This window comes from Nocardia sp. NPDC056064, from assembly GCF_042266925.1.
Taxonomy (GTDB): domain Bacteria; phylum Actinomycetota; class Actinomycetes; order Mycobacteriales; family Mycobacteriaceae; genus Nocardia.
This window is the reverse complement of the sequence record NZ_JBHJWO010000001.1, coordinates 2134280-2148967: the sequence shown is the minus strand read 5'-3', so window position 1 is coordinate 2148967 and position 14688 is coordinate 2134280. Positions and strand designations below refer to the sequence as shown.

The following is a 14688-nucleotide window of genomic DNA, read 5'->3' as shown; positions in this document are numbered from 1 at the left end:
GGCGCGGGAACAGCCCACGCCGACACGGGAATCGGGCCGATCGGTTTCGTTCGGGTGAAGCTGGTCAGGCCGGGTCGTGCTGGGCAGGCCCGTGCCCAGGGCTCCCGAATACGCGGTCCGCCACCCCGGCGTCGGGAACACCACCGGCGTCGGGATCGCCGTCGCGCTGACGCTTGCGCCTGGCCCAGGCGTCATCGAAGAGTTCCCAGCCGTCGCGACGTCCCGCGGTGCGCGTCTGGTCCATCCACCCCGCGTCGACGGCCGCGTCGACGAAGGCCCGGACCACCCCGGGCATATTCAGATTCAGCCACCGATCACCGTCGCGGATCTCCCCGGCCCCCGACCCCCAGCCATCCGGAACACGCCGCTGCCCCTCGGGCCGGAACGCCAACGTCAACCCCGTCGCCGTCCCACGCGCCCGCACCCGCAGCACTTCCTCGCAGCCGTCCGCATGCCGGTGATACGTCGTCCAGAAGTACTGCCGCTCACCCACCGTCAGCACCCGGCGTCGGCGCTCTTTCGTCACCGGCCGATGCTAAGTCCCGTGGCGGCACCCCGCCTACTAGTTAGTCAGTCGTTGACGGACTCGGCGGTGCTCGGCGCACCGCCACTGCCTCGTCGGTACTCGCGGAGGTATTCGGCATGCCATCGTGCCCAGCCCAGGTAGTGCTCGTCGGTGCTCGCGCGATACCGGCGGTAGAGGCCGCGCGCGGTCTGCAAGGATCGGCGGGTGGTACCCGCGGTTCGGTCCCGGCACCGGAACTGCGCACGCCGACAAGGGAATCGGGCCGTTCGGTTTCGTTCGGGGGCCGTCTGCGTGGGATCGTTGCGGCATGACTGAGCAGTACACGTCGGCGGTGCCCGCAAACTCGGAGAACAAGTGGGCGCAGCGTTGGAAGGTCGCCGCGGTTGTGCTGGCATTTCTCTACCTCGGCACCGTGGTCAGGTTGATCGTAAGCGCCGATTGGCACGACCTGGCGGCCACAAAGCTGTTCGGCCTGGTCACCGCCGTTACTGCTGTGGTGTTCGTGGCCGCGTCGCTGACCGCAGGGCAGGCGGCGGACTCGCCGGGTTCGCGGTGGCAGCTCTGGCCGATGCGCGGGAAGGTCGGCGCTGTCCTGGTCGCCGCTCTGGTGGCAGGTGGGGTTGTCCGGTGGATTCTCGCCGGCGATCTCGCCGATCCACTCGCCCGGTTGCTCGCGCAGACCGGAGTGGTCACCGCCATGCTGCTCGCCCTGCTCGGCTGGCTCCCGCTGCGTGTCTCGCGTCGCTGAATCTCGCCCGGTACTGAGACCCGTAGTCGGTCGGACTCTCGATTAATGTACGTTTGTACATGTACAGACGTACATCAGGGAGGCCGAGATGACCACAGCACCCCGACGCCGGGACCCCGAGCGCCGCCGCCGCGAAATCGTGGACGCGGCGGTCGCGATCGTGCTCGAAGAAGGCTCCGGCGCGATCACCCATCGCAAGGTCGCCGCCCGCGCCGAGGTCCCGCTGGGCTCGACCACCCAGTACTTCGCCACCCTCGACGACCTGCGCGCCGCCGCACTGGACCGCCTCGCCCGCGAGGTCGACATCTGGCTCGACGCACTGGAGGCCGCCTTCGAGCGCGACGGCACCACCCCCGCGACCTACGCCGCCCAGCTGCACCTCTACCTCGGCGACACCCACCTCGTGCAGTCCACCTACGCCCTCACCAGCACCTACGACGAGGGTCACGCCATGAACAAGCTCTGGACGACCCGCTTCGTCGAGATGCTGTGCCGCCACCTCTCACCCACCTCGGCGCGGGCGCTGGCCGCCCTCTCCGACGGACTGGCCCTGCACACCGCCGTGCTCGAACAAACCCCCGACCTGGACTTCCTCACCCACGCCGTCACAGCGCTGTGGGAGCTGGAGACGCGATGACCGAGCAAGCGACGCTGTCGCCACCCCTGTCCTTCGCGCGCCGGTGGGCGGCCGCGGCTGTGCTCTCGCTGAGCCTGCTCGTGATCACCGTCGACCTGACCATCCTCAATATCGCCCTGCCCGACCTGGCCGCCGACCTGCGCCCCTCGGCGACCGAACAGCTGTGGATCATCGACGCGTACTCGCTCGTACTCGCGGGCCTGCTGGTCTCGACCAGTTCCCTGGGCGACCGGTTCGGGCGCAAACGCATGCTGCTGCTGGGTTATGCCGTCTTCGGCGTCGCCTCCCTGCTGGTCCTGTGGGCCGACACCGCGCCCCAGGTGATCGCGTTGCGCGCGCTGCTCGGTGTCGGCGGCGCGATGATCATGCCCACCACGCTGACCATGCTGCGCGTGGTCTTCACCGATCCCGCCGAACGCGCCAAGGCGCTCGGGCTCTGGGCCGCGGTCTCCGGCGTCGGCGCCGCGCTCGGCCCGATCGTGGGAGGTGTTCTGCTCGAGGCGTTCTCGTGGCGCGCGGCCCTGCTGGTGAACGTGCCGATCATGGTGATCGTGCTGGTCGCCGGGTTCCTCGTGCTGCCGGAATCGACGGTGCCCAACCCGGGGCGCTGGGACTTCGTCGGCGCGGGACTGTCGATCGCGGGCATGGTGGCGCTGATCTGGTCGATCAAGCGGTTCGCCGAGGACCGGACGCTGCTGTCGGCGCCCGCGCTCGTCGTGCTGGTGATCGCCGTCGCCGCGCTGGGCCTGTTCGTGTGGCGCTCGCTGCACCGTCCCGATCCGCTGCTCGATGTCCGGCTGTTCCGGCGCAGGCAGTTCAGCGCGGGCGTCGTCGCGGCGATCAGTTCGGTGCTGGCCATGGCCGCCGCGCTGCTGCTGATCGCGCAGTGGATGCAGCTGGTCGAGGGGTATCAGCCGATCGAGACCGGCGTCCGGCTGCTGCCGCTGGCGGTCGGGGCCACCCTCGCCTCGATGGCCGCGCCCTGGCTCGCGACGAAACTGGGCGCGCGCCCGGTCCTGGCGGGCGGGATCGCCGTGGCCGGGGTCGGCATGCTGCTCGTCGGCGTGCCCGACGACCTGACCTACGCCTCGATCCTGCCGCCGCTGCTCCTCGTCGGCGCCGGCCTCGGCGCACTCGCGATCGCCACGGCGATGATCATGTCCGGCACCCCGCAGGACAAGGCGGGCAATGCCGCAGCCATCGAGGAAACCTCCTACGACCTGGGCAATGTGCTCGGCGTCGCGATCCTCGGCAGCGTCGCCGCACTGCTCTACACGGCGAACGCGGGCTTCGACCGCATCCCCGGCCTCGACCACGCCATGGCCGACGCCGCGGGTGAATCCCTCGGCGCCGCCATGGCCATCGCCCAGGAATCCCAGCTCCCCGCCCTGGCCCAGCACGCCACCGCCGCGTTCACCCACTCACTACAGACCACCGGCGTCCTCGGCGGAATCCTGCTGTTGCTCGGCGCCGCCGCGGTCTACGCGCTGACACCCCGCGACACAGACATCACGGTCCAGGCGCACTGATCCGGCGTCACGGGCGCTTCGGAGAGCCCGCCTTCCTCGGCTCATTCGAGCGAGGCGGGTGATCCACCGAGCCGTTCGGCGTCGCGCAGTGACCACTGCTTGGTGAGCACCTCGGGCCCGACGCCGTAGAACCGGAACATCAATTCGAACCCGGCGCACTCGCCTGTCTCGATGAAATTCGCTTCGTGCCCCGGCAGGGCCCGCGGCCCGAAGTAGACATCGACCGTGCCGTCGTCGTTGGTCACCAGTCCGGGGGTCTGGGACGAGACCGAGTACTTGGTGTTACCGCGAATGAATCCGTGGGTGTCGGCGTCGTACATCGTGACCGACCAGTACTGCGAGACCGGCACGCCTGCGGGCACCGGCAGGCGATAGGTGAGCGCGGAATCGAACAGCGCACCGTCCGCGTCCCGCAGGTTCACCAGGTAGAACTGGCCGACCCCGAGGTGCTTGAGGCCGATGAAGGCCATGTGGTAGACGACTCCGCGACTGGTGTACGGGTACCTCTGCGGGTGGGCGTCGAAGCCGTCGCGCTGGCCTTCGATGAACTCCTGGGTCGCCGGGAAGAACCACTGGCTGCCCGCGAAGTACGGCTCGAAGGTCTCCTGATAGGTCGCGCGCAGCCATTCGTGTGCTTCACCGATCGCCGCTTCGAGAACGGCGGTGTGTCGCGGGTCCGGGTCGAAGTCCTTGCCCTTCTCGATGCCGATCGCGGCGAGCATTTCGGCGAATGCCCGGTCGCGGGGCAACCACGGCTCGTCCTGGATGACGCGATGCAGCAGCCGGTAGAAACCGATGTCGTAGGGGATCGTGGTGTCGACGATGCGACCGTCGAGGTCGCGCGCGCGAGTGCTGGGCGGATCGGCGGCCTGTGCCAGCGGATACACCCGGATCCGTCGGCACAGTTCCAGTCCACGATCCAGCGCCCGCTGGGTTCCCTCGCTCAGTACCGAGCGCAGCAGGGCATAGCTGCGATAGGTCTCCGAGTACAGGGCGATGTATCCCTCGGGAACCGGGCTGTCCCATCCCGGCGGAAGGATGACGTATTTTCCCCCGCGCCCCTGGTCGACACCGAAATGGCCGACGTCCTCGAGCGGCACCTGCCACAGGTCGCAGATGGTGCCGTTGAGAGCCTGGTTCTCGCTCTCGGCGGGGATCTCCACCACGACGGGACCGTCGTGGGTGTCGAAGAACGCCATGTAATAGATGAGGTCGGGATTCGGGGTGAGCGTCTGGTTGTGCCAGTCCAGCAGACGTGACCAGTACACGAAGGTGTTCGCCGCACCCCCGGTGAGCACCTCGCGCATCAGTTCGAAGTTGACCGCGGGCATCGCCCAGACCGCCACCTCCACCGCCCGCCGATGGATCCCACGGTCGAGCGTGCCCCGCTCCGGTGTCGTCGCCATCGCAGTCTCCTGTTCCGGACCATCCGCCCCCACTCCTGACACGGTATGGCCGGGTAGTGCCCACAGCCTCGCCCGATGCGGGTGAATTCGCGCGGCATCCGGCCGAACGCCACCCGTCTCGACCCCGGACAGATCGGCGGGGGGAGTCTCGAGGGCGCGATCGACTGTTCGGGGCCATCCTCGCCCTGACCGTCGGCCGCCCGACCGGCCGATGGATGACCTGAGCACCCCGGCTCCGGGAATGCGGATAGGTGATACATGTGTTGAGAGAGCTGTGCAAATCGTAGAAAGCAGGGGTGTACCCGGAAGATGACCAGGTCAGCGGTGGTATAGGCTTTGTCGGTCATGAAGTCGGCTTATTCGGGTCCGGTCAGCGGAGCGCCCACAACGGTCTACCTCGATCATGCGGCGACCACTCCGATGCTGTTCGCCGCTGTCGAGGCGATGACGGCTGCGCTGGGCGCGGTCGGGAATGCCTCGTCGTTGCACGGGTCGGGGCGGGCGGCGCGGCGGGCGCTGGAGGAGGCGCGCGAGTCGATCGCGGCGGATCTGGGGGCGCGGCCCTCGGAGGTGATCTTCACTTCCGGCGGGACCGAGAGCGACAATCTGGCCGTCAAGGGGATCTTCTGGGGGCGGCGCGACGTTGATCCGCGACGCACCCGCATCGTCACCAGCGCGGTCGAGCACCATGCCGTGCTCGACGCGGTGGAGTGGCTCGAGCAGCACGAGGGCGCGCAGGTCAGCTGGTTGCCGGTGGACGCCGACGGGGTGGTCGATCCGCAGGTGCTGCGGGCCGAGCTCGCCGCGCACGCCGACGAGGTGGCGCTGGTCAGCGTGATGTGGGCCAACAACGAAGTGGGCACCGTCGAGCCGATCGCCGAATTGGCCGCGGTCGCCGCGGAATTCGGCGTCCCGATGCACAGCGACGCGATCCAGGCGGTGACCCAGCTGCCGGTGGACTTCGCGGCGAGTGGGCTGTCGGCGCTGAGCGTGGCGGGGCACAAGGTGGGCGGCCCGCACGGGATCGGCGTGCTGCTGCTGGGCAGGCAGGTGCCGTGCGTGCCGCTGGTGCACGGTGGCGGCCACGAACGCGATCTGCGCTCGGGTACCTCGGACGTGGCCGCGGCGGTCGGGCTGGCCGCCGCCCTGCGCGAGGCGGTCACCGAGCTGCCCGCGAGTGCCGCCCGGCTGGGGGAGCTGCGCGACCGGCTGATCGCGGGGGTGCGCGCGGCGGTGCCGGAGGCCGTGCTCAACGGTCCTGCCGGCGATTCCCGGCTCCCCGGCAACGCCCATTTCACTTTCCCCGGTTGCGAGGGCGACTCGCTGCTCATGCTGCTCGACGCCGCCGGGATCGAATGTTCGACCGGCTCGGCCTGCAACGCGGGCGTCGCCTCGCCCAGCCACGTGCTGATCGCGATGGGGGTGGAGCCGTGGCAGGCGCGCAGTTCGCTGCGGTTCTCCCTCGGCCACACCTCGACCGGGGCCGATATCGACGCACTGCTGACCGTGCTGCCGCAGGTCATCGACAGGGCCAGGGCCGCTGGCCTGGCCGGCGCTAGAGGAGGTGCCTGATGCGAGTTCTCGCCGCGATGAGTGGTGGTGTCGATTCGGCGGTGGCCGCGGCGCGGGCCGTGGACGCCGGTCACGAGGTGGTCGGCGTGCATCTGGCGCTGTCGGCGAATCCGGGCACACTGCGCACCGGGTCGCGCGGATGCTGTTCCAAGGAGGACGCCGGGGACGCGCGCCGCGCGGCCGACGTGCTCGGAATCCCGTTCTACGTCTGGGATTTCGCGGACCGTTTCAAGGAAGACGTGATCGACGACTTCGTCGCCGCCTACGCCGCGGGGGAGACGCCGAACCCGTGCCTGCGCTGCAACGAGAAGATCAAGTTCTCCGCCCTGGCCGACCGGGCCGCCGCGCTGGGCTTCGACGCCGTGGTCACCGGGCACTACGCCCGGCTCGCCGACGGCGTGCTGCGCCGCGCGGTCGACGCAGACAAGGACCAGTCCTATGTGCTCGCGGTGCTCACCGCCGAGCAACTGGCGCGCGCGATGTTCCCGGTCGGTGACACGCCCAAGCCGCGCATCCGCGAGGAGGCCGCCGAGCGGGGTCTGGCCGTGGCGAACAAGCCCGACAGCCACGACATCTGCTTCATCCCCTCCGGGGACACCCGCGCCTTCCTCGGCGCCAAGATCGGTATCCGGCCGGGCGCGCTGGTCGACGCCGACGGCACGGTGCTCGGTGAGCACGAGGGCGTGCACGGGTTCACCGTGGGCCAGCGCAAGGGCCTGGGACTGACCCACACCGCCGCCGACGGCAAGCCGCGCTATGTCACCGGGATCGATCCCGAGTCGGGCACGGTGAAGGTCGGTTCGGCCGAAGACCTGCAGGTCGACGTCGTCACGGCCGACCGGGCGATCTGGACCTCCGGCCTGCGTCCGGACGGGCCGGTCGAGTGCGTGGTGCAGGTGCGGGCGCACGGCGGCACCGCACCCGCCGTCGTCGAGCCCGTGGGCGAGGGGCTGGTGGCCCGGCTGCGGGAGCCGCTCAGCGGTGTCGCGAAGGGGCAGGCGATCGTGCTGTATCTGCCGGATGCCGAGGGTGGGGACACCGTCGTCGGCAGTGGCACGATCAACGGCACCGATCGCTCCGGAGCCATCGCGGACACGGTCGACGCGTCGGCCTGAACCTTCCTCTGACGGGCGCGGTCGTCGGGTGCCGGGGGCGTGGTCGGTCGGGACGCGCCGGTCGGGTGCGGGCAAGATAGCGAACAGTGGTCGCGAGTGTCGCCTGACCGGCGCACACGGGCCGCACAGTACGGACCCACCGGGACCGTCCGTGGCCGTCCAGTCGAAAGGTGTTGAGCGCGTGGCATTGTGGCGAAGCGAGAACTCGCGGGAGGTCGCCGCACCGGAGCCTGTCGACCTGCTGACCGGCGGCATCGCCACCGGCATCGGCTCCTGGCCCAGCACCGACGCGCGCGAGGCCGCCGCGACGATCATCGGCGAACTGCCCGCGCTGCCGCACCTGGTCGAGCTGCCGGAGCGGGGGATCGGGGCCGACATGATCGGGCGGGTCTCGGCGCTGCTGGTCGACCTGCGCTTCGACTCGACGACCCGGGGCTACCGGCTGGCCGCGCGGCCCGGTGCGGTGTCGCGGCGCGCCAGGGATCTGCTCAATGTCGACCTGGACGCGATCGAAGAGGCTTGGGAGACAGCGGGTCTCGTGGGCACCGGCCGGGTGGTGAAAATCCAGTCCGCCGGTCCGCTCACGCTGGCGGCCGAGGTCGAACTGCCCGGCGGGCACCGCGTGCTCACCGATTCCGGTGCGGTGCGCGATCTGTCGGAATCCCTCGCCGAGGGGCTGGCCCGGCATGCCGCCGAGGTCCGCAGGCGGCTCGGTGCCGAGGTGATCGTGCAGCTGGACGAACCCCGGCTCACCACCGTCCTCGACGGTTCCCTGCGGGGCCCCAGCATCCTCAACACGATTCGCGCCCTGCCCGAACCCGAGGCCCTGCACCTCCTCGACACCGTCATCACCGCCCAGTCGGCGCCGGTCCTGCTGCACACCTGCGCCTCCCGCCCCGCCCTCACCACCCTGGGCCGCACCGCCGCCGCGGGCATCTCCTTCGACGCCTCGACCATCACCACCGCCGACCTCGACCCCCTCGGCGAGATCCTCGACGCGGGCAAGAAACTCGCCCTCGGCCTGGCCCCCACCACCGCTCCGGCCACCCCGCCCACCTGGCGCACCGTCGCCGAACCCGGCGTCCGCCTCGTCGACCGCCTCGGCTTCCCCCGCCGCATCCTGACCGAACAGATCCTGATCACCCCCACCTGCGGCCTGGCCACCGCCACCCTCCCCTGGTCCCGCCAGGCCCTCACCCTCCTCACCGAAGCCGCCCGCGCCCTGACCGAAGACCCGGACTCCATCACCGCCGACTGACCGCCGCCCGCGCTATCCTCTAATAGAGAGCTGTCTAATAGAGGGAGGCCGACGTGCGGATGAACGCGAACGGGCAGGTCACCATTCCCGCCGAGCTACGGGCGAAATTCAACCTGCGGGAGGGTGACGAACTCGATGTGGTCGAGGACGGCGGCGCCTTGCGCATCGTGGTCCGCGGCGGTGCGGACAGTCCCGGCGAACGTCTCGTGCGCCAGATGCGGCGGCATCGATTCGACAATCCCGATGTCGGCGGTCTGACGACCGACCAGATCATGGATCTGTTGCGTGACTGAGTCCGTCACCGCGCTGCGGCGCGCGACCCTGGTCGACACGTGCGTGCTCATCGATATCCTCGACGGCGACCCGACCTGGGAACAGTGGTCGGCCTCGGCCCTGGCGGCGGCGCGGAACGCGGGCCGGGTGGTGATCAATCCGCTCATCTACGCCGAGGTCTCGCTCGGCTACGCGACCAAGGAGGCGTTGGATTCCGCGCTGTCGCCGGAGTTGTTCGATCGCGAGCCGCTGCCCTGGGACGCGGGGTTCCTGGCCGCGAAGGCGTTTCTCGCCTATCGGCGTCGAGGTGGTGACAAGCGGTCGCCGCTGCCGGATTTCTACATCGGCGCCCATGCCGCCGTCAGCGGGTATCAGTTGCTCACGCGGGACGTCGCCAGGTATCGCACGTACTTCCCCCGGCTCGCGGTGATCGGGCCCGAATAGGGCTGCGACGTGCGGGAACGGTCGACGGAAGTGTCGGTGGGCTCGGCTAGTGTTCGACGGGTGAGCGACAGTGGGGTTTCGACGGGTGTGGAGGTCGCCGGGGCGACCGGTGAGCAGCGGGTGCGGTGGCAGGAGCTGGCCGAGCAGGTGCGCGAGCACCAGTTCCGGTACTACGTGCGGGACGCGCCGATCATCAGTGACGGCGAGTTCGATCTGCTGCTGCGCGAGTTGCAGGCGCTCGAGGACGCCCATCCCGATCTGCGCACGCCCGATTCGCCGACCCAGCTGGTCGGTGGCGGGTTCGCCACGGAGTTCACCGCGGTCGACCATCTCGAGCGGATGCTCTCGCTGGACAATGTCTTCGACTACGACGAGCTGCGGGCGTGGGCGAGCCGGGTGGAGGCGGAGGCCGGGGACGATCTGCAGTATCTGTGCGAGGTCAAGATCGACGGTGTCGCGCTGAATCTGGTCTACGAGCACGGCAAGCTGGTGCGCGGGGCGACCCGGGGCGACGGGCGCACCGGCGAGGACGTCACCCTCAATGCCCGCACCATCTCCGACATCCCCGCCGAACTCGCCCCGAGCGAGCAGTTCCCGATCCCCGCTCTGCTCGAGGTGCGCGGCGAGGTCTACCTGCGGCTCGAGGACTTCGCGACCCTCAATGCCCAGATCGTCGCGGAAGGCAAACCGCCGTACGCGAATCCACGCAACACCGCCGCGGGCTCGCTGCGGCAGAAGAACCCGGCGATCACCGCCCAGCGCAGGTTGCGGATGATCTGTCACGGCTTCGGCCGGATCGACGGGTATCGCCCGGAATCCCAGCACGAGGCCTACCAGGCGCTCACCGCCTGGGGCCTGCCGGTCTCGGCGCACACCCGCCTGGTCCAGGGCATCGACGCGGTGATCGAGCGGGTCGCCTACTGGGGCGAACATCGCCACGACATCGAGCACGAGATCGACGGCCAGGTGATCAAGATCGACCAGACCGCGCTGCAACGCCGTCTGGGTTCCACCTCGCGCGCGCCGCGCTGGGCCATCGCCTACAAGTACCCGCCCGAGGAGGCCACCACCACGCTGCTCGACATCGAGGTCAATGTGGGCCGGACGGGCCGCGTCACGCCGTTCGCGGTGATGGAACCGGTGTCGATCGCCGGGTCCACGGTGTCGATGGCGACGCTGCACAATGCCTCGGAGGTGGTCCGCAAGGGCGTGCTCATCGGGGACACGGTCACCATCCGGAAGGCCGGCGATGTGATCCCCGAGGTGCTCGGCCCGGTGGTGGACACCAGGGACGGCACCGAGCGCGCCTTCGTCATGCCCACCCACTGCCCGGACTGCGGCACCGAACTGGCGCCGGAGAAGGAGGGCGATGTCGACATCCGCTGCCCCAACCAGCGGCACTGCCCCGCGCAGTTGCGCGAACGGGTCTTCCACCTGGCCGGGCGCGGCGCCTTCGACATCGAGGCGCTCGGTGACAAGGCCGCCGACGCCCTGCTGCGCTTCGGCGCCATCACCGACGAGGGCGACCTGTTCGACCTCGACGAGCAGCGATTACTGGGCGTCCCGCTGTTCACCAACCAGAAGGGCCTGCTCACCCAGAACGGGCACCGCCTGCTGGAGAACCTGAGCGCGGTGAAGGACCGGCCGCTGTGGCGGGTGCTGGTCGCGCTGTCGATCCGCCATGTCGGACCGACCGCGGCGCGGGCGCTGGCCGCGGAGTTCGGCAGCCTCGAACGCGTCGAATCCGCGACGGTGGAGGAACTCTCGGCCACCGACGGGGTCGGGCCCACCATCGCCGCGGCGGTGGTGGAGTGGTTCACCGTCGACTGGCATCAGGCGATCGTCGGCAAGTGGCGCGCGGCGGGCGTGCGGATGCAAGACGAACGCGACGAGACCATCGAACGCACCCTCGAGGGCCTGTCCATCGTGGTCACCGGCTCGTTGCAGGGGTTCACCCGCGACGGCGCCAAGGAGGCGATCCTGGTGCGCGGCGGCAAGGCGGCAGGATCGGTGTCGAAGAAGACGGCGTTCGTGGTGATCGGCGACGCGCCGGGCTCCAAGGCGGCCAAGGCCGAGGAACTGGGTGTGCCGATCCTCGACGAGGACGGCTTCCGCCGGCTGCTGGACGGCGGACCCGAGGCGGTCGCTCCCGCCGCCGAGCCCACCGAGTAGCGCCCGCTCAGTTCGGGGTGACGGTGACGGTGTTGCCGATCTGCGTCTTCATGTCGAAGGTCGAGCACTGTCCGTTGCTGATCTCGACATGGCGGGTGGGCCGCTTCTTGATATTGGTCTGGATGTCGACGGCCACGTCCGTGCCCGACATCGAGCACACCTTCGACACCGGTGCCTCGGTATAGGACACCGACCCGGCGCCCTGACAGGAGTTCGTCGAGTTGCCGAGGAACACCCGCGCGGTCCCGTTCGGGCACGGGTCGGCCACCGCCGCCGGTGCCGTGACCAGCGCCGCGGGCACCAGCGCACCCGCCGTCACCGCCGCGACGACAACTCCGCGAACCATCACCCGAACTGCCATCTCGCGCACCCATTCTCGTCACCGATCCGGATACCGCAGGCCGGGCGGCCGCGGCTGCCCAGCATGCTAGTGCGTCCGCGCCGGACCCGCGCGCCCATCACGGGACGGGGGACCGGCTAGCGGTTGTCGGCCGGGTGCGGTCCGGTGGCGAACGGGTTCGGTTCGTCGTCGGCGAGGACACCGACGAAGGGCTCGCCCTCACCGGCGAACACGTAGGCGCCGTCGCGAATCCGCTCGATCAGTCCGCGGGTCCAGGTGGCTTCGCTGTCGGCGGAGTCGACCCACATGTTCATGATCTCGCCGATGTGCCCGAGCTGACCGGGACCGTCCTCGGGGGTGTAGTACTCGGTGACCGAATCGCGCCACCGGCCCAGGCCCGCGATGCGCTGCTCGAGCAGGGCGAGCGCTTCCTCGCGGGGGAGGTCGACGATGAACCCGATGGCCGCCGAGAGCATGTCCATCTTCTGGTCGTAGGAGCTCAGCGCCTCGCGCAGCAGGGCGAAGAACTCCGCGGTGCCGCGGTCGTTGATCTCGTATTCGACCCGCGGCGGGCCGCCCGCGGTGCTCGGTGCCACCTCGTGCTCGATGAGCAGTCCCTGCTTGGCCATCTGCTTGAGGGCGTGATAGATCGAGCCGGGTTTGGCATTGGACCACTCGTGCGCGCCCCAGAATTCCAGGTCGTTGCGCACCTGGTAGCCGTGCGCCCGTCCGTGCTGGCGGACCGCGCCAAGGACCAGCAGGCGGATGGCGGACATGGGGTCTCCCTTCTGGTCAAGTTTGACCAATGTAGCAGTATTCAAGTTTGACTAATCGAGCCGATCGCCGTACCTTGGCTGTCTAGTCAAACTTGATCAGCGAGTGTTGGAGGGGTGCAGTGACCGACCACGAGCAGGCGATCGTCGTGCGGGGACTACGCAAGAGATACGGCGACAAACAGGCCATCGACGGCCTCGATCTCACCGTCGAGTCCGGGACCGTGCACGCGATCCTGGGCCCGAACGGCGCGGGCAAGACCACGGCGGTGCGGGTGATGTCGACGCTGCTGCGCCCGGACGAGGGGTTGGTCGAGGTGGCGGGCATCGACGTGCGGCAGCACGCCGAGCGGGTGCGCACCCGGATCGGGCTGCTCGGTCAGCACGCCGCCGTCGACGAGGAACTCAGCGGGCGGCAGAACCTGGAGATGTTCGGGCGCCTCTACCACCTGGGCGCGCGCCGGGCGGGCGTGCGGGCCGACGAGCTGCTGGCCCGCTTCGGGCTGGCCGACACCGGCCGCAAGGCCGTCGCGCACTACAGCGGCGGGATGCGCCGCAGGCTCGACCTCGCGGCCTCGCTCATCTCCGAACCGCGGGTGCTGTTCCTGGACGAGCCGACCACCGGGCTCGATCCCCGCGGCCGCACCGAGGTGTGGAACTCGGTGCGCTCCCTGGTCGACGGCGGCACCACGGTGCTGCTCACCACGCAGTACCTGGAGGAGGCCGACCAGCTGGCCGACCGGATCTCGGTGATCGACCGGGGCCGGGTCGTCGCGGAGGGCACCGCCGACGCACTGAAGTCCAGGACCGGCGGAGACCGCCTCGACGTGGTCCTGCACGACCCCGCCCAGCTGCCCCTCGCCGCCTCGCTGCTGCCCGGTGAGGCGGTGGTGGACGCGGATCGCCGCCTGGTCAGCGTCGCGGTGACCGACCGGATGGCGGCACTGACCGAAGCCGTCCAGGCCTTGGCGGCCCATGGCATCGAACCGGAGGACATCGCCGTGCGGCGGCCCACGCTCGACGAGGTCTTCCTGCACCTGACCGAGGAGAACGCGGCATGAGCACGACCTACCCGAACAATCCCGCGCCGATCTGGGCGGTCGCGGACTCCTGGACGATGACCCGGCGCGAACTGGCGCACTGGGCCCGCCAACCCGTGCAACTCGCCGTCGGCCTGGTCTTCCCGGTGATGCTGCTGCTGATGTTCACCTACCTGATCGGCGGTGGGCGGGGGATCGACGGTGAGTTCACCGACTACCTGGTGCCGGGCATGCTGGCGATGACGATGGCCTTCGGGCTCGAGTCGACCATGCTCGCGGTCACCCAGGACCTGAACAAGGGCGTGATCGACCGGTTCCGCTCGATGCCGATGACCTCGGCGGCGGTGCTGGTGGGGCGCAGCATCGCCGACATGCTGCAATCGGTGGTGGGGCTGGCCGTGATGATCGTGGCCGGGTACGCGGTCGGCTGGCGCTGGGAGGCGGGCACCGGCGCGTTCCTCGGGGCGGTCGGGCTCCTGCTGCTGCTCCGGTTCGCGATGCTGTGGCTGGGCATCTATCTGGCCATGGTCGCGGGCAAGCCGGAGCTGGTGCAGACCGTGCAGATCCTGGTCTGGCCGGTCGCCTTCCTGTCCAATGCCATCGCCTCGCCGGAGTCGATGCCGTCCTGGCTGGGCACGGTGGTGGCGTGGAACCCGTTGTCGGCCACGGCCACCGCGGTGCGTGGCCTGTTCGGCAATCCGGTCGCGGCCGGTGACTCGTGGGCGGCCGAGCACGCGGAACTGCTGGCGGTGGCCTGGCCGGTGGTCCTGGTCGCGGTGTTCTTCCCGCTGGCGGCGCGACGGTTCCGGGACCTGAGCCGCTAGCACGTCCGGCGCCGGGCACCCGCCGTCGCTT

At 69.9% G+C, this 14688-nt stretch carries 16 protein-coding genes; 11 read left to right on the top strand and 5 right to left on the bottom strand.

Translation table 11 applies throughout. The annotated features are described in order from the left end of the window. Positions 1 to 64: 64 nt before the first annotated feature. Positions 65 to 526 (bottom strand): hypothetical protein, encoded by a 462-nt coding sequence (locus ACFC06_RS09875; protein WP_375929380.1) that lies wholly within the window; start codon positions 524 to 526, stop codon positions 65 to 67. A 44-nt stretch (positions 527 to 570) separates the two neighbouring features. Then, positions 571 to 720 (bottom strand): hypothetical protein, encoded by a 150-nt coding sequence (locus ACFC06_RS09870; RefSeq protein ID WP_375929379.1) that lies wholly within the window; start codon positions 718 to 720, stop codon positions 571 to 573. A gap of 113 nt (positions 721 to 833) precedes the next feature. On the opposite strand from ACFC06_RS09870, the gene ACFC06_RS09865 reads away from it, so the two are divergent. From ACFC06_RS09865 to ACFC06_RS09855, 3 genes are all read left to right on the top strand, one after another. Next, on the top strand, positions 834 to 1274 hold the full coding sequence (locus tag ACFC06_RS09865) for a hypothetical protein (RefSeq protein WP_375929378.1): 441 nt from the start codon (positions 834 to 836) through the stop codon (positions 1272 to 1274). Positions 1275 to 1362: 88 nt separating this feature from the next. Continuing rightward, the gene (locus tag ACFC06_RS09860) at positions 1363 to 1911 is read left to right on the top strand and encodes a TetR/AcrR family transcriptional regulator (protein ID WP_375929377.1); all 549 of its coding nucleotides are present in this window, start codon (positions 1363 to 1365) and stop codon (positions 1909 to 1911) included. Continuing rightward, positions 1908 to 3440 (top strand): MFS transporter, encoded by a 1533-nt coding sequence (locus ACFC06_RS09855; RefSeq protein WP_375929376.1) that lies wholly within the window; start codon positions 1908 to 1910, stop codon positions 3438 to 3440. The genes ACFC06_RS09860 and ACFC06_RS09855 overlap by 4 nt, the downstream gene beginning before the upstream one ends. A gap of 41 nt (positions 3441 to 3481) precedes the next feature. Here the strand turns inward: ACFC06_RS09855 and ACFC06_RS09850 are convergent, their stop codons facing one another. Further along, on the bottom strand, positions 3482 to 4846 hold the full coding sequence (locus ACFC06_RS09850; protein WP_375929375.1) for a DUF1254 domain-containing protein: 1365 nt from the start codon (positions 4844 to 4846) through the stop codon (positions 3482 to 3484). 345 nt (positions 4847 to 5191) lie between these two features. Between ACFC06_RS09850 and ACFC06_RS09845 the strand changes: the two genes are divergently transcribed. The 6 genes from ACFC06_RS09845 (at position 5192) to ligA (ending at position 11680) form a co-directional block, all read left to right on the top strand. Beyond that, entirely contained in the window at positions 5192 to 6418 is a 1227-nt protein-coding gene (locus tag ACFC06_RS09845) for a cysteine desulfurase family protein (RefSeq protein ID WP_375929374.1), read from the top strand. Beyond that, positions 6418 to 7533, top strand: a complete 1116-nt coding sequence (gene mnmA, locus ACFC06_RS09840) for a tRNA 2-thiouridine(34) synthase MnmA (protein WP_375929373.1) — start codon at positions 6418 to 6420, stop codon at positions 7531 to 7533. Before ACFC06_RS09845 ends, mnmA begins: the two co-directional genes overlap by 1 nt. Before the next feature lie 241 nt (positions 7534 to 7774). Continuing rightward, positions 7775 to 8791, top strand: coding sequence for a methionine synthase (locus ACFC06_RS09835; RefSeq protein WP_375935361.1), 1017 nt, complete (start codon positions 7775 to 7777; stop codon positions 8789 to 8791). Positions 8792 to 8850: 59 nt separating this feature from the next. Next, on the top strand, positions 8851 to 9084 hold the full coding sequence (locus ACFC06_RS09830; RefSeq protein ID WP_375935358.1) for an AbrB/MazE/SpoVT family DNA-binding domain-containing protein: 234 nt from the start codon (positions 8851 to 8853) through the stop codon (positions 9082 to 9084). Then, the gene (locus ACFC06_RS09825; protein WP_375929372.1) at positions 9077 to 9508 is read left to right on the top strand and encodes a type II toxin-antitoxin system VapC family toxin; all 432 of its coding nucleotides are present in this window, start codon (positions 9077 to 9079) and stop codon (positions 9506 to 9508) included. Before ACFC06_RS09830 ends, ACFC06_RS09825 begins: the two co-directional genes overlap by 8 nt. Before the next feature lie 60 nt (positions 9509 to 9568). After that, positions 9569 to 11680, top strand: a complete 2112-nt coding sequence (gene ligA, locus ACFC06_RS09820; protein WP_375929371.1) for an NAD-dependent DNA ligase LigA — start codon at positions 9569 to 9571, stop codon at positions 11678 to 11680. Between the two features lie 7 nt (positions 11681 to 11687). On the opposite strand, the gene ACFC06_RS09815 is transcribed toward ligA, so the two are convergent. Further along, entirely contained in the window at positions 11688 to 12041 is a 354-nt protein-coding gene (locus ACFC06_RS09815; protein ID WP_375929370.1) for a hypothetical protein, read from the bottom strand. A 116-nt stretch (positions 12042 to 12157) separates the two neighbouring features. Then, entirely contained in the window at positions 12158 to 12796 is a 639-nt protein-coding gene (locus ACFC06_RS09810; protein WP_375929369.1) for a PadR family transcriptional regulator, read from the bottom strand. A gap of 119 nt (positions 12797 to 12915) precedes the next feature. Between ACFC06_RS09810 and ACFC06_RS09805 the strand changes: the two genes are divergently transcribed. Together ACFC06_RS09805 and ACFC06_RS09800 are read left to right on the top strand one after the other, a co-directional pair. Continuing rightward, positions 12916 to 13854: an ATP-binding cassette domain-containing protein gene (locus tag ACFC06_RS09805; RefSeq protein WP_375929368.1), complete on the top strand. Its 939-nt coding sequence runs from the start codon at positions 12916 to 12918 to the stop codon at positions 13852 to 13854. Beyond that, the gene (locus ACFC06_RS09800) at positions 13851 to 14657 is read left to right on the top strand and encodes an ABC transporter permease (RefSeq protein WP_375929367.1); all 807 of its coding nucleotides are present in this window, start codon (positions 13851 to 13853) and stop codon (positions 14655 to 14657) included. Before ACFC06_RS09805 ends, ACFC06_RS09800 begins: the two co-directional genes overlap by 4 nt. Positions 14658 to 14688: the final 31 nt, after the last annotated feature.